Origin of the sequence: Pseudomonas sp. CCI4.2 (assembly GCF_034350045.1) — a bacterium.
In the GTDB taxonomy this organism is placed as follows: domain Bacteria; phylum Pseudomonadota; class Gammaproteobacteria; order Pseudomonadales; family Pseudomonadaceae; genus Aquipseudomonas.
The window spans coordinates 3,767,019-3,790,267 of sequence record NZ_CP133781.1 but is presented as its reverse complement, the minus strand read 5'-3'; the positions used below and the strand labels follow the sequence as shown (position 1 = coordinate 3,790,267).

17 protein-coding genes and 1 pseudogene are annotated in these 23,249 nt (G+C 56.7%); 7 read left to right on the top strand and 11 right to left on the bottom strand.

The features are described from left to right. Nucleotides 1-104: 104 nt before the first annotated feature. The 4 genes from RHM65_RS17275 to RHM65_RS17260 form a co-directional block, all read right to left on the bottom strand. The gene (locus tag RHM65_RS17275) at nt 105-3,188 is read right to left on the bottom strand and encodes an efflux RND transporter permease subunit (RefSeq protein WP_322164732.1); all 3,084 of its coding nucleotides are present in this window, start codon (nt 3,186-3,188) and stop codon (nt 105-107) included. Beyond that, a complete protein-coding gene (locus RHM65_RS17270) occupies nt 3,185-4,372 on the bottom strand; it encodes an efflux RND transporter periplasmic adaptor subunit (RefSeq protein ID WP_322164733.1) in 1,188 nt (395 codons plus the stop codon). Before RHM65_RS17270 ends, RHM65_RS17275 begins: the two co-directional genes overlap by 4 nt. Then, nucleotides 4,369-5,814, bottom strand: a complete 1,446-nt coding sequence (locus RHM65_RS17265; RefSeq protein ID WP_416194705.1) for an efflux transporter outer membrane subunit — start codon at nt 5,812-5,814, stop codon at nt 4,369-4,371. Before RHM65_RS17265 ends, RHM65_RS17270 begins: the two co-directional genes overlap by 4 nt. Nucleotides 5,815-6,134: 320 nt before the next feature. Continuing rightward, nucleotides 6,135-6,818 (bottom strand): response regulator transcription factor, encoded by a 684-nt coding sequence (locus RHM65_RS17260; protein WP_322164734.1) that lies wholly within the window; start codon nt 6,816-6,818, stop codon nt 6,135-6,137. A 142-nt stretch (nt 6,819-6,960) separates the two neighbouring features. On the opposite strand from RHM65_RS17260, the gene RHM65_RS17255 reads away from it, so the two are divergent. From RHM65_RS17255 to arnT, 5 genes are all read left to right on the top strand, one after another. Next, the gene (locus tag RHM65_RS17255; RefSeq protein WP_322164735.1) at nt 6,961-7,653 is read left to right on the top strand and encodes a response regulator transcription factor; all 693 of its coding nucleotides are present in this window, start codon (nt 6,961-6,963) and stop codon (nt 7,651-7,653) included. Continuing rightward, nucleotides 7,631-8,992, top strand: a complete 1,362-nt coding sequence (locus tag RHM65_RS17250) for a sensor histidine kinase (RefSeq protein WP_322164737.1) — start codon at nt 7,631-7,633, stop codon at nt 8,990-8,992. Before RHM65_RS17255 ends, RHM65_RS17250 begins: the two co-directional genes overlap by 23 nt. 352 nt (nt 8,993-9,344) lie before the next feature. After that, entirely contained in the window at nt 9,345-11,276 is a 1,932-nt protein-coding gene (locus RHM65_RS17245; RefSeq protein ID WP_322164739.1) for an LTA synthase family protein, read from the top strand. Between the two features lie 261 nt (nt 11,277-11,537). Next, complete coding sequence (locus RHM65_RS17240; protein WP_322164742.1) at nt 11,538-12,212, top strand: histidine phosphatase family protein; 675 nt, start codon at nt 11,538-11,540, stop codon at nt 12,210-12,212. 42 nt (nt 12,213-12,254) lie between these two features. Then, nucleotides 12,255-13,922: a lipid IV(A) 4-amino-4-deoxy-L-arabinosyltransferase gene (gene arnT / locus RHM65_RS17235; RefSeq protein ID WP_322170988.1), complete on the top strand. Its 1,668-nt coding sequence runs from the start codon at nt 12,255-12,257 to the stop codon at nt 13,920-13,922. Here arnT and RHM65_RS17230 read toward each other — a convergent pair. The 3 genes from RHM65_RS17230 to RHM65_RS17220 all read right to left on the bottom strand — a co-directional run bounded on the left by RHM65_RS17230 (nt 13,904) and on the right by RHM65_RS17220 (nt 17,328). Next, nucleotides 13,904-15,364: a glycosyltransferase family 39 protein gene (locus RHM65_RS17230; protein ID WP_322164744.1), complete on the bottom strand. Its 1,461-nt coding sequence runs from the start codon at nt 15,362-15,364 to the stop codon at nt 13,904-13,906. The genes arnT and RHM65_RS17230 overlap by 19 nt on opposite strands. 67 nt (nt 15,365-15,431) lie before the next feature. Beyond that, nucleotides 15,432-16,361, bottom strand: a complete 930-nt coding sequence (locus tag RHM65_RS17225) for a metallophosphoesterase (RefSeq protein ID WP_322183833.1) — start codon at nt 16,359-16,361, stop codon at nt 15,432-15,434. A 301-nt stretch (nt 16,362-16,662) separates the two neighbouring features. Next, nucleotides 16,663-17,328, bottom strand: coding sequence for an HAD family hydrolase (locus tag RHM65_RS17220; RefSeq protein WP_322164747.1), 666 nt, complete (start codon nt 17,326-17,328; stop codon nt 16,663-16,665). Nucleotides 17,329-17,591: 263 nt separating this feature from the next. Here RHM65_RS17220 and RHM65_RS17215 point away from each other — a divergent pair, with 263 nt between their 5' ends. After that, on the top strand, nt 17,592-18,032 hold the full coding sequence (locus RHM65_RS17215; RefSeq protein WP_322164748.1) for a CBS domain-containing protein: 441 nt from the start codon (nt 17,592-17,594) through the stop codon (nt 18,030-18,032). Nucleotides 18,033-18,105: 73 nt separating this feature from the next. On the opposite strand, the gene RHM65_RS17210 is transcribed toward RHM65_RS17215, so the two are convergent. Next, nucleotides 18,106-18,999: an AraC family transcriptional regulator gene (locus RHM65_RS17210; protein WP_322164749.1), complete on the bottom strand. Its 894-nt coding sequence runs from the start codon at nt 18,997-18,999 to the stop codon at nt 18,106-18,108. Between the two features lie 146 nt (nt 19,000-19,145). On the opposite strand from RHM65_RS17210, the pseudogene RHM65_RS17205 reads away from it, so the two are divergent. Next, a pseudogene (locus RHM65_RS17205) lies at nt 19,146-19,872 on the top strand (cysteine hydrolase). A gap of 51 nt (nt 19,873-19,923) precedes the next feature. Here the strand turns inward: RHM65_RS17205 and RHM65_RS17200 are convergent. From RHM65_RS17200 to ggt, 3 genes are all read right to left on the bottom strand, one after another. Further along, the gene (locus RHM65_RS17200; RefSeq protein ID WP_322164751.1) at nt 19,924-20,280 is read right to left on the bottom strand and encodes an MFS transporter; all 357 of its coding nucleotides are present in this window, start codon (nt 20,278-20,280) and stop codon (nt 19,924-19,926) included. A gap of 172 nt (nt 20,281-20,452) precedes the next feature. Continuing rightward, on the bottom strand, nt 20,453-21,097 hold the full coding sequence (locus tag RHM65_RS17195) for a glutathione S-transferase (protein WP_322164752.1): 645 nt from the start codon (nt 21,095-21,097) through the stop codon (nt 20,453-20,455). A 181-nt stretch (nt 21,098-21,278) separates the two neighbouring features. Next, on the bottom strand, nt 21,279-23,006 hold the full coding sequence (gene ggt / locus RHM65_RS17190; protein ID WP_322164753.1) for a gamma-glutamyltransferase: 1,728 nt from the start codon (nt 23,004-23,006) through the stop codon (nt 21,279-21,281). Nucleotides 23,007-23,249 lie beyond the last annotated feature (243 nt).

The following is a 23,249-nucleotide window of genomic DNA, read 5'->3' as shown; positions in this document are numbered from 1 at the left end:
GACGCTTAGTGTTCCGGGTGGCTAATGAAAATAACGTCAAAACTCTCCTTATTTTTAGTAATAAAATCGCTGTAACACGCCGCTCATGCGCTCTAAATCAGCGGTTATGAAGCAACAGTGAGTTCGGCGGCAACGGCACGACGGGTGCGCAAGCGATCAAACCATAGGTAAACAACCGGCGTGGTGTACAGCGTCAGTACTTGGGAAACCAGCAAGCCGCCGACTATAGCGATGCCCAGCGGCTGGCGTAATTCCGAACCGGCACCATGCCCCAATGCCAGCGGAACCGCGCCCAACAATGCTGCCAACGAGGTCATGAGGATCGGCCGCAATCGTAACAAGCACCCTTCACGCACGGCGTCTGCCGGAGACATTCCCTGCTTTTCCGCCGCCAGGGTGAAGTCAACGATCATGATGGCGTTCTTCTTGACGATACCGATCAACAAGATAATCCCGATCATCCCCAGCACCGACAGGTCCTGACCGCAAATAATCAACGCCAACAGCGCGCCAAATCCGGCCGACGGCAGGGTTGAGATGATAGTCAGCGGATGGATGGCGCTTTCATACAGCACGCCCAACACGATGTAGACGGTCAAAATGGCCGCGAGAATCAGCCACGGTTGAGACTTCAGAGAATCCTGAAACGCTTGGGCCGTGCCTTGGAAACTACCGCGAACATTGTCCGGCAGCGCCACCGCCAATGAGGCTTTCTGGATTGCATCGACCGCTTCGCTTAACGCATGCCCCGGCGCCAAATCGAACGACAGGGTAATCGCCGGAAAGATGCCCTGGTGGTTGATGATGATCGGCACCAATTCATTCTTGAGGTTGGTCATCAAACTTAACGGCACTAGCGCGCCACTGCTCGAGCGCACGTACAAATGGCCTAGGGTTTCTAGCGACAATTGCCACTTCGGATCGAGTTCCAGGATGACGTGATTCTGGTCCAGCGCCGTGAACATGGTGGCGATCTGGCGTTGACCGAACGCGTCATACAGCACGTCGTCGATGGCTTGCACAGTGACGCCCATCCGCGACGCAGTAGCGCGGTCGATGACCAAGGTTGCCTGGGTGGTGGCGCGTTGCTGGTCGGACGTCACGTGTTGCAACTGCGGCAAGGTCTTGAGTTTGGCCAGTAACACGCCGCTCCAATGGTCCAACTCGGTACTGTCAGGGTCTTGCAGGGTGTATTGGTATTGAGTTTTGCTGGCTCGACCGCCGATCTGAATGTCTTGGTTGGCCTGCATGTACATCTTGATGCCAGGGATCTTGTCCAGCTGTGGCTGCAACCGCGCAATCACTTGTTGCGCAGAGGCCGTACGCTGAGCAAATGGCTTGAGGTTAATCATCACCTTGCCCTGGCTGATGGTCGGGTTGGGGCCAATCCAGAAGTAGACTTTGGCCACCGCCGGATCAGCACCGACGATATCTGACAGCAGCGCCACTTGGTCACGCATGGCTTTGGGCGAGATATCCGGTGCGGCCTCGGCGATCCCTTGGATCAAGCCATTGTCCTGTTGCGGAAAAAAGCCTTTGGGGATGTAAACGTACAGTGCGGCGGTCGCCAGAAAAGTCGCCATTGCCACGGCCAAGGTCAGTCGCTGGTGGGCCAGCACCCAATCAAGGCTGCGACTGTAGCCAGTGTGAATGCTGTTGAACGCGTTTTCACAAATCCGTGAAAAACGCCCCGGCTCAGGTTCTTCCTCGTGGTGTTTGAGCAGCCACGCGCAGAGCATCGGCGTAACCGTCAAGGACACGATGCACGACATCAAAATCGCCACGCTGACGGTTACTGCGAACTCACGCATCAGCCGGCCAACAATGCCGCCCATCAACAGAATCGGCAGGAACACAGCGATCAGCGAGATGGTCATCGAGACGATCGTGAAGCCCACTTCCCGCAGCCCTTCTACTGCGGCCTGTATTTTTGTTTTGCCCATTTCCAAGTGACGGACGATGTTTTCCATGACCACGATGGCGTCATCCACCACGAACCCGACGGCAATCGCCAAGCCCATGATCGACAGGTTATCGAGGCTGTAACCGAGCACATACATCACCGCAAACGTTGCCACCAGTGACAGCGGAATGGTCAGCGTTGGAATCAAGGTCGCCGTGGCTTTGCGCAGGAATACAAAAATAACCACCACCACCAAGGCAATCGACAGTAACAGCGTGAACTGCACGTCGTTGACCGAGGCTTCGATGGTTTGCGTGCGGTCGCCCACCACCTGGACATTAACGTCTTTGGGCAACTGCGCCGTTAATACTGGCAGTCTGGCTTTGATGGCGGCGATGGTCGACAGGACGTTGAAGCCGGGCTGCTTGTGGATGTCAACGATGATGCCCGGCTCGCCTTCAATGGCCGCGGCTTGTTGCGTGTCTTCTGCGCCATCAATGACCTTACCCAAGTCACCCAGCTTGATTGGCACGCCGTTTTTATAGGCGACCACTTGTTCGCGATAGCCTTTGGGATCGAGCAACTGGTCGGTTGCACCCAGCGTGATCGAGCGGTATTCGCCATCCAGGCTGCCCTTGGGTTGGTCGAGGGTGCTGACACCGATGATGCTTCGCACGTCTTCCAGGGTCAGACCGCGAGCTGCCAATGCATCAGGGTCGATTTGCACCCGCACCGCTGGTTTTTGTTCGCCATGAAAGTCGATCAACCCCACGCCAGGCATTTGCGACAGCTGCTGTGCGAGGTAGTTATCGGCGTACAAATCCAGCTGGTGCAGGGTTTTGGTCGGCGAGGTCAGGGCCAACGACAAGACCGTGAACTCAGCTGGGTTGACCTTGTTGAAGGTCGGGGTGCTGGTCATGGTTTTCGGCAGGTTCGGGGTGGCAGTGTTAATCGCCGTCTGAACGTCTTGCGCTGCGCCATCGATGTCGCGGTTCAAGTCGAACTGCAACACAATCTGGGTTTTGCCAGCGGCGCTGGTCGAGGTCATCGAGGTGACTTGCGGTACCGCTGAAAACGCCCGCTCCAGGGGTGTCGCCACCGAGGTCGCCATGGTGTCAGCGCTGGCACCGGATAATTTGGCCGTGACCTGAATAGTGGGGAAATCCACCGTTGGCAATGGCGCGACTGGCAATTGGAAGTAGGCGTAACCGCCAAGCAACATGATCCCAATGGCCAACAGGCACAGGCCCACGCGGCGTTGAATCAAACCGGCTAACGCGTTCATCGACTGGCCTCCGCATTCACCGGGGGCTGGAGGGACGTCACGTCAGTCTGGACTGCCGAAACTTTTACCCCTGAGGCGATTCTTGACTGCCCCTGGACCACCACGGTTTCACCCGGCGACAGGCCTTTGCGAATCCATTGCTGCCCGCCGACCACCGAAGAGGCATCCACCAAGCGCGGTTCTACCCGCTGATCGGCGTTGACCACGTACACGAACGAACCCTTTTGCCCTTGTTGCACCGCATTAACGGACACCACCGTGGCATCGCGCTGGGTGTGCAGCAGAACCCGCGCGCTGACCAACTCACCCGGCCACAGTTGCGACTTATCGTTGCTGAACTCGGCCTTTAACTGGATCTGGCCGCTGCCCGCAGCGACTTGGCTGTCGATAAAACTGAGCTTACCGGTGGCGATTTCCTGCTTGCCATCCCGGCTCATTGCAACGACTTGCAAGGGCTGACGGGCGTTTTCTTCGAGAATTTCAGCCAGGACATCCTGGTTTACCGAGAACGCCACCGAAATGGGGTTCATCTGGGTGATGGTGACCAACCCGGTCGCGTCAACGCCGTGAGCGATGGAACCGACGTCAAGCAAACGCTGGCCAGTGCGGCCGGTTAGCGGCGCGGTGATTTGGGTAAAGCTCAACTGTAATTTGGCGTTATCCAGCGCAGCTTGGTCGGCCTGAACCGTGGCTTGTTGCGCCGCCAGCTGTGCACGGAACGTGTCGACATCCTGAGTCGGCCCGGCCTTCGCGGCGGCCAGCTTACTGGCTCGGTCCAGATTGACACGCAGATCGGCAACCTGTGCCTGGTCTTTGGCGACCATCGCCTGCGCTTGCGCCACTTGAGCCTGATAAACCCGTGGGTCAATTTTCGCGAGTTCGTCGCCAGCCTTGACCATTTGGCCTTCGTTGAACAGCACTTTCTGCAATTCACCATCGACCCGCACACGTACGTTGACGGTGTTGAGCGCCTGGACATTACCAATGGCATCCAGCCAGATTGGCAAGTCTTGTTGCTGCACCTGTTGCTGGGTGACCGGAACCGCTGCATCAGCGGCCACGCTCGGCACAACGTGCACCCGGCCCGGCCAGAATTGGCGCACCAGCACCGCGATGATTACCGCGACGACCAGTGCAATGAGTCGAAATCGACGACGAGAAGAAACAGGTTGCATCGAAGTCATGGGCGGGAGGCCTGAAGAGAGGAAGAAGATGTGGATGGCAGGACGTTGCTGGCAACGCTGGCGGGGCTGAAATCACCGCCCAATGCCCGGAACAAGCCAACCGCAGCTTGCAGGTGTTGAAGTCGTACTTGCAGCAACGTGTCTTCGGCTTGGTATTGGGTGCGTTCGACGATCAGCAAGGTTTGAAAATCAGTTGAGCCCAGCCGGTAGCGTACTTGCGCCAATCGTGCGGCCTCACGGGCGGAGGTCACGGCCGCCGCATTCAAGGTGTAACTCTGGTCGAGTTGGTGCGCGGCGCTCAGTTGGGTTTGTACGTCCTGCAGGGCCTCGATCACCGACTCGCGATAGCTGGCGGTTAATTCCTGGACGTGGGCCTGGTCGAAGTGCAATTGGCCGTTTAGCTGTCCGCCAGCAAACACCGGCTGGCCCAAGGTGCCGAGCATGCTCCAGATATTGCTGCCGGTCAGGGTGTCGATACCGCCTTGAAGGTCAAGAGATAGGTTGGGTAAAAACGCGGCCCGTGCGACGCCGACATCAAAGTTGGCTGATTTCAAGCGTGCTTCCGCCGCCTGAATATCTGGGCGCTGACGCAACAGCCCGATCGGCAGACCGGCGCGAGGAATCGGCACGGCCAAATCGTTGAGACCCTCTTGGTTAACCTTGAAACCCTGAGGCGCAACCCCGACTAAAACCGCAAGCTGATACAGCGCCATGTCTCTCTGTTGGCGCAGCGGTGGGACTGCGGCCTGGAAGGTCTGGAGCGCGTTACGCTGCTGCGCAACTTCCAAGTTGGAAACGGCGCCTTGGGCCGCTTGGACGTTCACCAAGTCAAGCACCTGTTGCGCATCGCCGGCAATCGATTGAGCCAGACGCAGTCGGTCATCCAGTGACAACACCTGAAAATAGGTGTTGGCGATGGTCGCCCCGAGGGTCATGCGCAACGTTTGGGCATCGAACGCACTGGCGTGGGCCAATGCCGTGGAGGAATCGGCGGCGGCGCGTTGCTTGCCCCAAAAATCCACCTCGTAGGAAGCGTCGGCAAACACACTGCGCTTTTGCGTGGTGCCGTAGTCGTTCTGGCGCTGAAAGCTGCCGCCCAGCGACAGCAATGGGTATTGCGCGGCGCCGGTCACCTGGGCCAAGGCTTGCGCTTCATCGATCCGACTCACCGCTGCCTTAAGCGTGTAATTGTCCGCCAGCCCTTTAGCGACCAAGCCGTTGAGTTCGTCGCTGTGAAACTCTTCCCACCAAGGGCCACCTGACGCTGCCGATACCCCTTGCGCGCCGTCCCACGCTGGAGCGACTGGCACTTCAGGCTGATTGTAGGAAGGCACTAACGAACAGCCCGCGAGCAATAGCCCTGCGACGAACGCCAGTGATCTATAAGCTCGCCCTGGCGCTAAACGCTTTACAACTCTTGACGGTAGTGATGCGCCTGACATGTGCTGCCCATTCCCATAACCCAGTGGGACGTCCCACGAAAGGTTGGAAGATAACCAGCCGCGACTCTCACTGCGGTCCTCTGGACTTAAACAATTGTTTAATAAGCCTGGGAGGCTAGTGGCCGCGCAGAAAACACAGGACATCCTTAGAAGCGCGCTTGCCAGCGATCAGCTGCGCAGCAGTCGTAAAAACAGGCAGCTCAGTTCTTCCCGTTGGAACAGGGGCGACCTGTTGGGAGCGCTTCGCGCGGAATCGCGGGCAAGCGCGCTCATACAATTTAGGTATCGTTCATTCAACGGTTATGCGGTGTTTGATGTGCTCACTCATCACTCGACTCAAACACATACCCCGCCCCCGCCACTGTCCGAATCAGGGAGCGGTCGAAGCCTTCGTCCAGCTTGCGACGCAGGCGGTGAATATGTTTATCGATAACGTTGTCATTGGGGTCAAACGCGTAGTCCCAAGCACTTTCCAACAGCATGTCACGGGTCACCACTTGGCCGGCATGGCGCATGAGTTTGGCCAGTATCAATGACTCCCGGTGTTGCAGAACCACCACCCGCCCCTGTCGCGTCACCGAGCGTATGGCGCAGTCAAGTTGCACCTCGCCAACGGTCACGACTTGTGAGTTCCCGGCAGGCTGATCAGCCGTTCGCAGCAACGCATCAAGCCGCGCCAACACCTCAACGAAGGCGTAAGGCTTGGTCACGTAATCGTCGCATCCGGCACACAAACCTTCGACCCGGTGTTGCGTCGAGGCCAGCGCGCTGAGCATCAAAATCGGTGTACGCAGACCCCGATCACGTAACGTGCGCACCAGCACCAAACCATCCATGCCTGGCAGACGCCGATCAACGATCAAGGCGTCATAAATACCTTCGAGCGCCATGGCCAAGCCGCTGTGCCCTTCGTCGGCGGCATCGGCAACGTGCCCACTCTCGTTCAAACCCCGCACCAAATACGCGGCGGTGCGGGCGTCATCCTCAATTACCAGTATCCGCAAAATAACCTCGATGGAACTGCAGCTAAACTTTTGTTCATGTTGGCGCGAACTTCCCGTTCACTGCGCATTGGCACACTATGCCACCACTGACGAGGACTGTACCCGGTCCTTGGCTCTCATTCATCGAGGACGGCATCGCCCCATGACCCACGTACTCATCGTCGAGGATGACGCGCCCACTGCCAATGAAATCAAAGCCGCGCTGCAAGACCACGGTTTCGAGGTGACCTGCGTTGACAACGGTCGTGACGGACTAATGAACGCGTTTAGCGGCGATTTCGACATCATTGTGCTGGACCGAATGTTGCCTGGCGCGGTGGATGGGCTGGGCGTGCTAACCGCCTTGCGCGCCGCTGGCATTGCCACACCGGTGTTGATCTTGAGCGCCTTGAGCGCGCTCGATGAACGTGTGAGAGGGTTGCGGGCGGGCGGCGATGATTACCTGACCAAGCCTTTCGAGTTCATCGAACTCACCGCGCGCCTCGATGCGCTGATCCGCCGTCGGGTCTCGCCGCCAAGCCAGGAACGGGAAAGCCGGTTGAAGGTCGGTCAGCTTGACGTCGACCTGTTAGCCCGCACCGTACGGCGTGGCGAGCGAACCATCGACCTGCTGCCGCGCGAGTATGCGTTGCTTGAACACCTGATGCGTCACGCCGGCCAGGTCATCACCCGCACCATGCTGTTCGAGGCGGTGTGGAATTACAGTTACGACGAACGCACCAATGTCATCGAAGTGCACATCGGTCGTTTGCGTCGCAAAGTCGATGGCGAGGGCGAAGACCCGATGATTCACACCGTACGTGGAGCCGGCTATGTTCTCCGTTCACCTGAGTGAAATCCCACGCACCATCAGCTTTCGCACTGGGCTGATGTTCCTCGGCTTATTCGGCTTTTCGTTCCTCGCGCTGTTTGGCTATATCTATTGGCAAACAGCGGTTTATCTCAAGGCCGAAGCGGACACTGCCCTGCAACGTCAGGTTGATAATCGCAGTCACCAGACACCCGAATTGCGCGAGCAGGAAATCCGCAAACACGACCTGCAGGACGTTGACGGGCGGCTCCCCCACTCGCTGTTCGATGAGCATGGCAAGCTCATCGTTGGCCCCATCGACACACTGCCCGCGTTCAAAGCCTACGACCAGCCTGACGAATTTCGCTGGGAAAATCCCAACGGCCGCACGCGCCCCATCCGCTTCATGGTGCACAAACTGGACGACGGCAATACGTTGCTGGTCGCTCAGGACATGCATGACATTCATGAGTTCGACGAGTTGCTGGTCAATGCGCTGGTGTCCGGTGGCTGCCTGTTACTGGTGGTGGGTTTGATCGGCTCAATAGGACTGGGGTATTTGGCCCGACGCAGGCTCGACACCTTGAGCACCTCGATCAAACAGATCGTCGAAGGCGACCTCAGCCGACGCTTGCCGACACGGGGCAATCGCGACGACATCGACCGTCTGGCCAATGTGGTCAACGGCATGCTGGACGAACTTGAACGACTCATGAGCGAGGTCAAGGGTGTCTGCGATGACATCGCCCATGACCTGCGCACGCCCCTGACCCGGCTGATTGCGGGCCTGGAACGCGCACAACGACGCGGCCTGCTGGAAGAAGATTACGCCCTGACCGTGGACTCGGCACTTAACGAGGCTCGAGGCTTGCTGCTGACCTTCCGCGCGTTGCTGCGAATTTCTGAAATTGAAGACAGCGCACGCCGCAGTAGTTTCGCCGAGGTCGATCTAAACCGCATCGGTGCTGATGCAGCCGAGTTCTTTGAGCCTTTGGCCGAAGAGCGTGGCATGACCCTGACCTTCGAGCCCGCGCCGACGCCTGCGATTCTGGCGGGGGACGCGCAACTGCTGTTCGATGCGGCGTGTAATTTGTTGGACAACGCCATCAAGTTTTCACCGGACAACAGCCGCATTCGGGTCACGGTGGCCGGTGGCGCGGACGGTCCGTGCTTGATGGTCAGCGACAACGGTCCCGGCATTCCGGAAATCGAACGCGAAGCCGTTTTTCGACGGTTGTACCGTTCTGAATCCAGCCGACATACGCCGGGCAATGGTTTGGGGCTGAGCATGGTGGCGGCCGTGGCCCGCCTGCACGATATGACCTTGGAAGTGTGTGACGCTGAACCGGGGTGTCAGATCGTATTGAGGAGCGCCAGTCGTTAACGCGTTTCGCTCACGCCGTTTTTTTCACTTGCTCTCTACATATTTTTGACAAAGACTAAGGGATAGTTGCGCGCACGATTAATAGCTGGGCTGTCTTTTTCATTCGCATATTCCGCGTGAAGGCTCTAGTCCGAGTATCTCCTGACAATTTACTGGGCCAAATGGCTTGTTGATTGACGATGGACGTTCGCAAGAAATCGTTAGGCTGATTTCTATCCACTCCGCACCACCCTTTTTATGTCATCGAATTACATCAAGCTGACGCTGCACCCATAAAACGTCCCCTTCGAATTGCTTATTCGAAACACCCCTGACGTTGCACACCATCAACGCCATGCGTAAGGAAATAATAATGCGTGCTCCTCAAACAGCGCCCGTTCGCTATCTACTTTTATTGACCGGTACCTGGTTCGCGATTTTTTTAATCACCCGCGCTGTGCTCTTGGCCACGCATTTACACGAAGCAGGCCATGGGTTTTTGTCCATTTTCGGGATCGGCGCTATTTATGACATAGCGTTCCTGATATACGCCGCGTTGCCCTTGGCCTTCTACGTGCTGTTCTGCCCGCCAGCCCTTTGGCGCACGCGCGGCCACCGTTGGTTTTTGCACGGGGTCATGACGGTCAGTATTTTCATCATGCTGTTTGTGTCCGTCGCTGAATGGTTGTTCTGGGATGAGTTCGGCGTGCGCTTCAACTTCATCGCCGTGGACTATCTGGTCTATTCCAAAGAAGTACTGAACAACATCCTTGAGTCTTACCCTATTGGAGCCTTGCTGGGCATTTTGGCCGTGGCCGCCATCGGCCTGAGTGTTGTGCTGTACAAGCCGGTCAAGTCTGCGGTAAATGCGCCCTTGCCCAAAGCACGGCTGCGACTGATCAGCTTTGCCGTATTGCTGGTACTCGCCGGGCTGGACATGCAGTTCATCGATCAAGAAACCCCACGGGGAGAAGGTGGCAACGCGTACCAGCATGAGTTGGGCACTAACGGACCGTTTCAGTTCTTCGCGGCGTTCAGGAATAACGAACTCGATTACAAGCAGTTCTTTGCCAGCCTGCCGAACGAAGAAGTCGCCCATCAATTGCGTGCGGAATTGGCCGAGCCCAATGCCACGTTCGTCGGCAAAGACCCGCAGGACGTTCGTCGCAACATTGCGAACCCCGGCACACCCCGGACCCCAAACATTATCTTGGTCACCATCGAAAGCCTTAGCGCCAAGTACATGGGCAGCAACGGCGACCCACACAACTTGACCCCCAATCTCGACGAACTGCGCAAGCACAGCCTTTACTTCAACAACTTCTACGCCACCGGCACTCGCACGGATCGCGGGTTGGAGGCCATCACCTTGTCGATTCCGCCGACGCCGGGGCGCTCAATCGTCAAGCGTATTGGTCGTGAAAGTGGTTACGGTAGCCTGGGCCAACAATTGAACGCCGTGGGATACGACAGCGTGTTCATGTATGGAGGCCGTGGTTACTTCGACAATATGAACGCTTTTTTTAGCGGCAACGGTTATCGCATTGTTGACCAGAGCAGCATCAAGGAAGCAGACATCCACTTCAAAAATGCCTGGGGCATTGCCGACGAAGATCTTTTCCAGCAATCACTGAATGAGGCGGATGCCGTCTTCGCCAAACACACACCGTTTTTCTTACAATTGATGACCACTTCAAACCACCGTCCTTACACCTACCCCGAAGGTCGGATCGACATTAAATCGGGTGATGGCCGCAACGGTTCGGTGAAGTACACGGATTGGGCCATCGGTAAATTCCTCAACGACGCACGACAGAAACCTTGGTTCAGCAACACGATCTTTGTGTTTGTGGCCGACCACACGGCGGGGAGCGCAGGCCGAGAAGACTTGCCGATTACCAACTATCAAATTCCGTTGTTTATCTATGCGCCGACCCTGATTGAAGCGCGGGAGTCATCCCAACTGGCGAGCCAGATCGACTTGGCTCCGACGCTGCTTGGACTGTTAAACCAGAGTTATCAGTCAACGTTTTTTGGCCGTAACTTGTTACAGGACAATCCGCTGCCCCCTCGCGTACTGGTGGGTAACTATCAGCACTTGGGGTTGTTCGACGGCACCAACCTGGCCATTCTCAGCCCGCAAAAATTGCTGCGCCGTCATGACCAGGCACTGGGTGAGAGCCGTGAGTCACGGGTTAACGACACCGACCCATTGATTATTCGCGCCATCAGCTATTACCAGGGCGCCAGCTACGACTACAAGCAGCGTTTGCTGAACTGGGTACCCGGTAACACCGCTCAGTAATACCTAGAATGCCGACGCCACTAATAAACCCGTGGCGTCGGCTTTTTTTCATCTTGTCTGCAGCCATTAACCCAATAGATGCTTGGCTGACTGATCGGTCTTCGCTAAATTTTCACATCTTTTTTACCGTCAAACTACGCCCCCTCCCTTACTATCAACTGTATAACGATTGCACACCACTTCCTCTTAAAGCTGACTAGCAAGCTTTTAAGGTTGCGGGAATCGCGCATCGAAAATTCGTCATCTCGGAGCACTAAGCAGGTGAAAACCTCAACTGACGTTTCAACACCGTCATTAAAAACGCCAAACGCGAACACCCTTAAAAAAGCTGTGTTCGCAACAGTGCTGGTGCTTTGCATCGTGTTAGTCATGGGGTTTGTATGGTGGCCAAAGTCGCTGACAGACTTGGGCAAACACGAAAACATGATCACTGCAGGTGTCTATAGCCACTGGCAACAAGGTGACATTGTTGCCCTCGTGCGGCACGCCGAACGCTGTGATCGGTCGAGCAATCCGTGCCTGGGTCCGGCAGACGGTATCACCCAGGCAGGCAGCGACACCGCGGTTCTAGTGGGCAAGGCGTTCAACAGACTGGGCATGAGTAACACCGACGTCATGAGCAGCCCCCTTCATCGTACCGCGCAAACCTCGTTCGCCATGTTTGGCAAAGCCAGCCCTAATCAAGAGTGGCTGGTCAACTGCGAGCACGCCATGCTCGACAACGTACTGACCCACAAGACCGCTCATCGCAACATGGTGTTAGTCACCCACAGTGGGTGCATGAGTGCCTTGGAAAAAGAGCTGGGATTTCCCCATGCCAAAACCAGCGAATACGCCAGCACGTTCCTTGTTTCCATTGGCGCTGACGGCCGCCCGAAAGTGCTGGGTTTCATTAACTACCAGGACTGGGCATCGACCCTGGACAAGAAACCGTAAGTCTCCATTGATCACTATTGAGCACGACGAATGCCAAACCTTATGGCGAAACCTTGGGCCCTGCTGTTTTTGTTACTGGCCTTTGTTATTTTTTATTTGCTGCCCCTAACCACTCATGGCCTCTGGGTTCCAGACGAAACCCGCTACGCGCAGGTCAGTCAGGAGATGCTGCTAACCGGTAAGTGGGCCGCCCCTCATTTGATGGGCCTGCGTTACTTCGAAAAGCCTGCGCTTGGCTACTGGATGATTGCCCTCGGCCAAGCCCTGTTTGGCGACAACCTGTTCGGCGTTCGCATTGCTTCGGCGCTGAGCTTGGGACTGAGCACTGTGCTCGCCTACCTGATCGCCCGGCGATTGTGGAATTCGCCGCGCAGAAGCCTGGCGTGTGCGACGGTTTACATGAGTTTTGGCCTGATCATCGGCCAGGCTGGCTATGCCAACCTCGATCCGCAATTTACCTTATGGGTCAACCTGAGCATCGTTGCGCTGTGGTATGCCGTCGACAGTACGACACACCGAGCAAAAGTCATCGCGTGGGCCGTTTTGGGATTGGCCTGTGGCATGGGTTTCATGACCAAGGGGTTTCTTGCGCTGTTGTTGCCGGTACTCATCGCCCTGCCCTACATGATCTGGCAGCGGCGCTTCAAAGAACTGGTGCGGTACGGCGGTATCGCAGTGCTGGTTGCCACCTTGATCTCGCTGCCGTGGGTATTGACCATTCAGGTGCGCGAGCCCGACTTTTGGCGATTCTTTTTCTGGCATGAACACATTCGCCGTTTCGCCGGCGATGACGCACAGCATGCTGAGCCCTGGTGGTTCTATTTGCCGTTGCTGATCGGCTCCAGCGTGCCGTGGGCGCTGTTGTTGCCAACTGCGTTGAAGCATGCCTGGCAAAACCGCAAACAACAGAACACTGCTTTTCTGCTGCTGTGGCTGTGCCTGCCGCTGGCTTTTTTTAGCCTGAGCAAAGGCAAACTTCCCCCCTACATACTTCCGTGCATGTTGCCATTGGCGCTGTTGCTAGGCGATGCGTTGATCAATCGGCTCGAACAGGCCAAGACCTTGGCCATCCGCAGTAATGCCGCCTTCAATATCGTGGCCGGCGCCGTTGGACTGATGGCGGTGATTTACCTGCAAATCAAGCATCCCATCTTCGACCATGAACCGCTGCATATGGCCTTGTTGATCGTCGCCCTGGCAAGTTGGATTTTGGCCAATGCGTTGCAGCTCAGCAAACCGCAGATGTTCTACCTCGCCCCGGCCTTGGGTATGTGGCTGATGGTGGCGCTATTGCCTGCGGCGTTGCCGGACAACGTAGTCGAAAACAAGACGCCTGGCAGGTTTATAGCCGAGCATGCCCAGGCACTTCGCCAAAGCCATGCATTGATGAGCAACGATCTGGCGGTTGCGTCGGCACTGGCGTGGAAGACAGCGAACCCTGAAGTAACCCTCTACAACACCGTAGGCGAGGCCAAATATGGGCTCGCCTACCCGGACGTCACGGACCGAACCGTCAAGACCGCCAATGTTCAGCAATGGCTGGCCCAGGCACGCCGTGAGGGGTCGGTGGGCGTGGTGATGCGGGTCAAGAGTGACGATGAACGGCGTGAGCTTGAACAGTTGCCCACTGACGCAACGCGGTATGACCGTGGCAGCGAGGTGATCTTGCTCTACACGCAAACTGAACCCAATCACATCTCCATAAAGTAATACGCTCGGTCGCCCACAATGATTTTCTTCAAGACTTTGAGTGGCGCGACCGGGTCAGTCTGACGCTCCATCACCGCAACGTTGGTGGGCGATTCACTGAGGAAGCTGTTTAGCTGTTCCTCGGATTGAAGGGCCACCAACAAGCTTTGGGTGTAGAACACTCCCGCTCCGGCGAGTCGTTCGCTGGGCGTGAACAACACAACCCGTTGGCCGTTTTGCTGTAACGCGCGAATCTGTTCGGTAAGCGGGGTAAAAGCTTGTTGGCGGTCTTCCCTCGGAATGACCCAGATCGCCACCGCCAAGTAGCTGATTACGAACAGGCCCACCACACCGAAGATCGATGCTCGTTGGTGACGAACGAGCCTCTGCGCCCACACCGACGTGGCTGATCGCTCACGCAGGCGCTCCAGCAGCAGCGCCCCGTACTCGGCGGCGATGACCGCAGCAGCCGGGGTCATCGACATCAGGTAGACCATGCGTTTGCTGGACGCAAGCGTCAACAAGGTCAGTTGCGCCAACAACCACAGGCTGAAAAAAAGTAGGTACGGACTGGCGCGCAGTTTTTTGCAAAAATGCCACAGGCCGACATAAACCAGAATATTCCAAGGTAAAAACGCCTGCGGCAACTTCGCCAGGTAATAGTAAAACGGCTCGAAATGCCCGGCCTCTGAGAAGCCACCGCTGAAACGCCCTACGCTGTTGGCCCACAGCACCTCGTTAATCGCGGACCCACCGCCTGCCTGATACAGAAACCCGAGCCACACTGCCAATGGCAGCAAAGCGACCAAGGTCAGCGCCGCCGGCCACACCCAATCGGCTAGCACAAAGCGTTTTTCGATCAGGCTTTGCGCAATCAGAAACGCAAAAATCACCGCCCCCGGCAGTGCCAACCCCAGCACGCCTTTACTCAGGGTGGCGATGACGATACCCAGGGCAAACATCGACCAGAGCCCGACCGAACGACGACGCTGCAACACCCAATGCTGGCTGGCGAGAAAGAACCCCAGCAGCGCCAAGGTTACGCCCAACGAGAGTAACGAATCTTCCCCGACCTGCCGAACGTTGCTCCAGTAACTGGCCGTAGTCGCCAGGAACACCGCTGCTGCGACCGCGATCATCACCGGACGTCCCAATTTACGCAGGGCACCATATAGCGTCAGCATGCTCAACAACCCGGCCAGCGCAGAGGCCAACCTGACTGACCAAGTGTTCGCGCCAAATACCCTTATGGCGCCCGCGTCCAGCCATAAACTCAAGGGTGGTTTTTCCAGAAAGGGTTGGCCGTTGAGCTTGGGCGTCACCCAGTCGTTATCCAAGTGCATCTCCATGGCGATCCCAGCCACGCGGGGCTCAGTGGAACCTTGCAATTGGTGGTTACCCAATCCGACGAAGAACAATAGACAACCGAGTACGAACAACAGGAAGACGGGACGAGTTGACATAAGCGTGTGCGACTCACAAGGGTAATCAGCGACGGAAAGGCGGCAAGCGTAACGCAGAGTAGACAGATCAAGGCGACATCATTGACCCCACAAGGCAACCTTTCGCCATCCAGGGGCACGCCCGATTCCATTCATAGCGCGCAGCCGCGCCTGAGCTTTCGGTGTAGTAGGCCAGTTTAAGTTGGGTAGAGGTGAAGTCGAGTTTGGCGAAACCAGCTTCAGACTTAGCAAAATTGACCGGGGAATGTTTCGCCGATATCGCAGACAGCGTTTTTCCGCCGCCACCGGAGATGACCCAGGCCGGCTCGCCTTCATTGAGGATCAGTTGTTGGTTGTGGTCATGCCCGGACAAATAAAGGTCCACTTTAAGACGCTTGAGAACCGGCAGCAACTCGGTTACCAAAAGGGAGTTTTGATTGTGCTCTCCCACATTCCGTACCGGGTGATGAGCCGCCACCACACGCCAGATAGGCTCGGGACCGGGCTGCATAAACGCCTGCTCTAAAATCGCGATTTGCGCCGACAGTTGACTGTCGGGCACCGACGTGTCGATGAACACCATGCGCACCAGCGGACGGCCCTCATCGCTGCCGAAGTCTCGGGTGTAGGTGTGGTCGGGCATTTGCCAGCGGCCCGAGCCTTTATGCCGGCGGCTGTATTCAATTTCCACCCGTTGCGAGTCGGGATAATCGTGATTACCCAGCACTGCATAAAACGGCACGTGGCTTAACCAGCGGCCCCAATAAACACTCTCAAACCTGGTCCGCCAGCTCAGGTCAGCGGTGCCGGTCAGCGACTTGCCGTAGAAGTTGTCGCCCAACAACACCACCATGTCCAGTCGGCCATCTTTCTCCGCGACTTTTTCCATGGCATAGGCGACGGCCCACTGCTGGAAGTTTCCGCTGCCTTGGTCGCCCATTGCAATGAGCGACACATGGGTCGGATTCAGACCGGTCATGGGCGTATAAGGCGTCGGTGGTAAATAAATAAAACCCATTACTGTTAATGCGCAAAACAGCAGAATGGCCAATCCGACCAGTGTCCAGCGCCGGGTGCGTCGTGAAAAGTGGGGGGGGCAGGATTTTTAAGCGATGCAGTGCCAGGCATTTATAGGTGTCATCCGATATCGCGCAATGGAAACTTATCGCGTGACAAGTAATACGGAAGGACTCTCCAACCTTCCGTAAACAGCACTTGTGTGTGCAGATCAATCAGCATGTGGGTACGTACAATTCTATCCTAGGGACGCCTGTGTGAAAAACAGGTGAAGGCCATGTGAAGGCCGCTGATCAAGTGGCTTACGCCTCAAGTCGCATTACCCCGTTTTCGTCAACCCGGACAACGGTTCGCTGGTAATCCATGATCGACGCGTGCGACGTGTCCATCGGATCAACATGGGTGGCGGTCACCACCATCACAGCGGCGCCCGCCGCTTCGCCCGCAAGAATGCCGACGGGCGCATCTTCGAAGACCAAACAATCAGACGCGTTCACCCCCAACTGTTGCGCCGCCAGTAGGTAGCAATCGGGGTTCGGTTTGCCATGGCTGACGTCTTCGGAGGTTATGAACACAGCAGGAAGGGGAATTCCCGCGACCTCCAGGCGCCGGATGGCCAACTCTTTTGGCGCCGAGGTGACGATGGCCCATTTGTTTGCCGGAAGCGATTTAACAAACGCAGCAGCGCCGGCCACTTCGACAATTCCGGCGAGGTCAGCTATTTCAGCTTCAGTAATGGCCAGCGCCTCGAGTTCTGGATCTACCCCGACAAGCCCCAATCGCTTGATCGTATCGACAGCGCGCGCACCGTGTATGGTCGGCAGGAAGGTATCGACTTCAACTCCGTGCGCCCTCGCCCACGTCGCCCAAATACGTTCGGCCGCCGCGATGGAATTAATCAGGGTGCCGTCCATGTCGAATAGAAACCCATTGTAATGACCGTTAAACACTGATGAGCGAGCAGACAAGGTTCAGTTCCTTCCAGCGAGCGTTGGGCCGATTCGGGGATCGCGCCAATAAACCTTAAGGCCCGTCATTTGTCTAGCATCGAGCGTCGCTAGGCATTTGAAAGTCAGAACGACATCCGACTGCCATATAAACGTCCAATCAGATTTTTCTATCCCCTATGCATTCGTTTCGACCTTGCCCAATTGGCCATACTCTACGACTCTGTAGGGGCAATTAGGGCGATTCGCGCTCGCCCCTTAGAATCCTGCCTGGAGAGACCCTAATGAAGACCGTCGCACAACTACTCAATACAAAAGCCGATGACCACCGGCAGGTCCATACCATCGCTCCCGACCAGACAGTATTGACGGCGCTTAGCCTGATGGCAGAGAAAAACGTCGGCGCGTTGCCGGTCGTCGAGAATGGCCACGTGATTGGGGTCATCAGCGAGCGAGACTATGCGCGCAAGGTCGCGCTGAAGGGCCGCTCGTCTGCGGACACACTGGTTAGCACCATCATGAGCGAGCGCATTATCACGGTGAGCCCCAGCGAAAGCGTCGAAAAATGCATGAGCATCATGACCGACAGCCATCTGCGCCATTTGCCGGTGGTCAAAGACGGGCAACTGATGGGGTTGTTGTCGATTGGTGACTTGGTGAAAGAAGCCATTGCCGAACAGGCTGATTTGATTCGGCAGTTGGAACAATACATTCGGGGTGAGTAGGACGTTCTTGTTCAAAATCTGTAGGAGCAAACTTGTTCGCGAAGCGGCGTGCGCGACATACCGCATCAAACCTTCACCGACAAGTTGGCTCCAGAGTGGCCCCGTCCATACGATGCGAAGCGGCGCGGTCATCGTCGTGCGTCTGTTGGTTAACGCGCTTTATCCATTCTGCTGGCGGCACGCCGATGATGCTCATGAAGGTCCGCGAAAACGAGGCCTGGGAGCTGTAGCCCACTGAGGCGGCAATGATTTTGATCTGAACCCCGTCGCGGAGCATGTCTTGCGCTACCCGCATGCGCCAATGGGTCAGGTAGACGATGGGCGACACGTTCATGATTCTCGAAAAATAGGCGGAAAACTTCGACCGCGACATGTTCGCCAACGCCGCCAGTTGTTCCACGCTCCAGTCGGCTTCCGGCTCGCGATGAATGGTGCGCAATACCTCCCCGAGGCGTCCATCTTGCAGGGCGAACAGCAAACCGCTGGTGATTTTCTTTTGTTGCACCGCTTGGCGCACCAGCAAAATAAACACGTATTCGAATAACAGATTCAGTGCTTTACCCCTGCCCGGTGCGTCATCGCGAAATTCTCTGGTCAGCGATGAAATGGCGGGGACAATGTGCTCAAAAGCTTCCAACGGAAAGACCAGGGTTTCGGTCAATCCCAGCGGCAAAACGTAGCGCGCTTGCTGGCCAAACTGAAACGACGCGCAAATGATATCGGCCCCTGGCGAAGCCGTTGAACGCAGCTGATATTGGCAACTGCTCGGACAAAACAACACGCTGGGTTCATCGATGGCGATCTTCGGCACGCCGGGTCTGACCAGATCGATGCCACCATTTTCAATCACATGGACAAACGCCATGCCAGGCGGTTTGTCCAACACCAGCGTGCCGTCCACCCGGCCAGCAAAAAACAGCCGCCCTTGCAGGTGGGTTCGCTCAAAAAACTCGGAAAGAATGTCCATTGGGGATAACCGGTCAAAGGTTGCGTACGCCCAGGGAAAAGCGCAAAAAATTTCGGCCTAGGATGAAGTCTTCGCTGGGCACAATACACCGGTCGACCGGAATGCCCAGGCGGGAATGAACCCTTAGCCGTTGGAGGCCTTTTACCATGAGCCCCGAGACAACCCGTCCCTCTGCAAACCCTTACGCCGACACGGACACACCTGCGCTGCCGGGCTCGGTCATGAAGCTCGACCTGAGCAAAACCGCGTTGGTGATCATTGATCCGCAAAACGACTTCCTCAGCCCCGAAGGCGTGAGCTGGGCGTTGGTGGGCAAGAGCGTGACTGAGAACGATACGGTCAAGCACATCGGCCAATTGTTCGCCGCCGCAAAACAGGCCGGGATTACTGTCGCCGTGTCTGCGCACTACTATTATCCATGTGACCACGGCTGGCACTTCGGCGGCCCACTGGAACATGTGATGCACGACATCGGCATGTTCGACCGCAAGGGTCCATTGACCCTGGAAGGCTTCGAAAACTCTGGTGCTGACCCTGCCTGAGTACAAGCAGTACATTCTTGACGGCAAAACCATCATTGCGTCACCACACAAAGTCTACGGGCCGGAGAGTAACGACCTGGCCCTGCAGCTGCGCAAACACGGTGTGTCGCAGATCATTCTGGCGGGCATGGCGGCGAATCTTTGCGTTGAATCTCACCTGCGTGAGTTGCTGGAGCAAGGCTTCGAAGTGGCCGTCGTACGTGACGCCACCGCCGCGCCGATTATTCCCGATGGCGACGGCTATCTGGCCGCACTGATCAACTTCCGTTTCCTCGCCAATGCGTTGTGGACCACCCAAGAGACGGTCGCACGCCTTGGCGCGGTGGACTGATCTTCGCGAAACAAAAATCACGCGGGTTCAACCCCGCGTGATTTTTTTTGCTTAAATCACCGCAGCAGGCCGTCGCAATGCCCGCCAATGGGTCCAGGTCGCCAGCACCGAAACTACCAACAGCACGGCAAGATACCCCTGCGCGGTTTGCAGAAGGCCAAACGGCGCAATCAAAAACCCCGCCACAACCGGCGCAAGGCTCAACGACAAATACGAGGCCACGAAGATCGCCGCGAACAGCTCGGCGCGCTCGTGCTCATCCGCCAATGGCGCGAGGGTTTGCACCAGCGCTGAGAATGCGGCGCCCGATCCTATGCCGGCTATCGCTGCGCCAATGAAAAACAGCTCAACCGAGTGCGTCGCCAACGACAGCAGAAGAATCAACAACCCTAGCGAAATGCTCGCCATCCCCAGCACTGCCGTTACTGCTGGCCGCCATGACCTGAGCAACGGCGGAGTCGCCGCGCCAAAGCCACATAACACCGCAACTGGTTCTACACGTCGCTGGAATTTACCGAGGACCCAACGCAGACGCCCCGGCCGATGTGATCGGCCGGGGCGCTGAGAAATTCAGTCAGTTTCAGGCAGGGGTTTTCACGCTTGGACGTTCGCCGACTTTGGCATTCCAGGCGATCAGGGCCGTGCATTCTTCCGGCACTTTGATCTGCGCGTAACCGGCGAAGATCAAGCCCGCCCAGACAGTGATGTCCGCCATGGAGAACTGTTCGCCAGCCACGTAGGGCTGGGTTTTCAGCACCGAATCAAAGTACTTCATGCCTTTGATGGCCTTGTCACGGTGCATTTCGCCCCAGACAGTGCGATCAGTCCACTCAGGACTTTTGTACGGTTTTAAACCAGCGCCAAGGCCGTCGGTGGCGTGATGGAAGTAGATGCCGATGGCGTCGATGAGTTGGTCATCCGCGCGCTTCTGCATCATGTGAATGATACCCTTCTCTTTCGGCGTGGTGCCGGTGAGCGTTGGCTTGCCATCCAGGTTGTCGAGGTATTCAGTGATGGCGGTGCATTCCGACAGGTAGAAACCGTCGTCAAGTTCAAGTACTGGGACAGTACCGGCCGGATTCATCGCCAAGAAAGCCGGCTGCTTATGTTCAGCGCCCGGCAGATCGATGTTGATGAATTCGACCTGCGAAGCCAGACCTTTTTCGGCCAAGACAACACGGATACGCAAAGGACTAGGGAAGCCAGGGATATCATAAATCTTCATGTGAGCACCAGTTGTTGTCTACCTATCGAGTGATAGATACTAGAGAGCGTCACATACCCCTGTCAACGATTATCTATCACTAGGTAGGTTTTTCTATCAGTGGTCATCCGGGACGGTTTTAACCTTCACCCCGTAAAAGGCGCCAATAGCGAAGCCCTGCACCAGGGCTTCGCTCACGGACTCAATAACCGAGAGAAAGCCCGGTATTACGACGCGGGTCATTTGCGCCATAGAAGCGATTGTCACCCACCGGTTTGCCGCCAAGGGAAGGCGCTCCGACTAAAATTGCAGCCAAGTGGTTAGAGGGCTGTGCGCCGGCAAATTTCTGCCCCCAACTTTCGAGGATCTTCTGGGTGTCCGGGCTGATCGCGAATTTCTCCAGGTTGGTTGTTTCAGGCAACCACTGCTGATGGAACCGGGGGGCATCGACGGCTTCCTGAATGTTCATCCCGTAGTCGATCACGTTGAGCATTGTTTCCAGCGTCGCCGTGATAATCCGGCTGCCGCCCGGCGTACCGACCACCATGACCGTTTTGCCGTCTTTGGTGACAATGGTTGGGCTCATCGAAGACAGCGGGGTTTTCCCTGGGGCAATGGCGTTGGCTTCTCCCTGCACCAGACCGTACATGTTGGGAACACCGATCTTGGAAGTGAAATCGTCCATTTCGTCGTTCAGCATGACCCCGGTCCGGCTGGCCATCACCCCGGCCCCAAACCAGTCGTTCAGCGTGTAGGTCACCGAGACGGCGTTGCCCCACTTGTCCACGATGGAATAGTGAGTGGTGTTGTTGCCTTCGTGCGGCGCAACGCCAGGCTTGATGTCCCGGGAAACACCGGCTTTGTGCGGGTCGATGGCGGCCCGAATTTTCGCTGCGTAGTCTTTATCGAGCAAATGAGCCACCGGGTTCTTGACGAAATCCGGGTCACCCAAATAGCTGTTGCGATCGACATACGCATGACGCATGGCTTCGATCTGATACTGCATGCCTTGGGCTGAGCGGAAACCCAGATCCGGCATTGGATAGCCTTCGAGGATGTTCATGATCTCGCAGATGACGACCCCGCCCGAGCTTGGAGGCGGCGCCGAGACCACGTGATAGCCGCGGTAATCGCACTCAATCGGCGCGAGTTCACGGGTCTGGTATTTATCCAGGTCTGCCTGAGTAATCAGGCCTCTACCGGCGTAGCTTGAAGACACAATGGAGTTCGCCACCCAGCCTTTATAGAAGCCATCGGTGCCTTTGCTGGAGATTTCCCGCAGCGTCCTGGCCAGGTCTTTTTGCACCAGCTTTTGACCTACCTTCAGCGGTTCTCCTTTGTCCAGGAAGATGGCGCCCGAGTCATGCATGTCTTTTTTGAATTCGGCGGTCGCCGTATCCAGCAGGTCGACATCACCCTGTTCGAGAATGAAACCTTCATCGGCGTACTTGATGGCGGGCGCGATAACCTGTTCGCGCTTCATGGTGCCGTATTTCTTCAGGGCCAACTCCATGCCGGACACCGTGCCGGGAACCCCAACGGCCAAGTAACCCTTGGTGCTCAAATCAGGGATCACGTTGCCGTCTTTATCGAGGTACATGTCGGCGGTGGCCGCCAACGGCGCTTTTTCACGGAAATCCAAAAATGTCTTGCGGCCATCGGCCAGCTGTACGGTCATGAACCCGCCGCCACCAAGGTTACCTGCTGCGGGATAAACCACCGCCAGCGCATAACCAACCGCCACTGCGGCATCAATTGCGTTGCCACCGTCCTTCAGCACATCAACCCCTACATGGGTCGCCAAGTGCTGGGCCGTGACCACCATGCCATTTTCAGCGGCAACCGGGGCTTGCGAGGCTGCTTGCGCGCAGGTGTAACAAACAGCGAGTGCCGTCGCGATAAGGGATTTGGCAAAGGGCTCAAATTTCATGAAGTCGATTCTCTTGTTTTGAAAGGAGTAGTCGTGCGGGCAGTTCATGACGTGCGATGAAAGGTGCCTACGGCACCCACTTCAAAGTAGCGGCTCTTCGACGTTGAAGACAGTCCCCATTCGGAGAACTGACCGATTTCAGCGATCCGTAAGCACGGGCAGGTAGGAGACCGCCCGCGATCGGCTGCGAAGCAGTCGTAAATCAACGACTCAGTTCTTTTCAGTTGAACCGAGTGAGTCCAT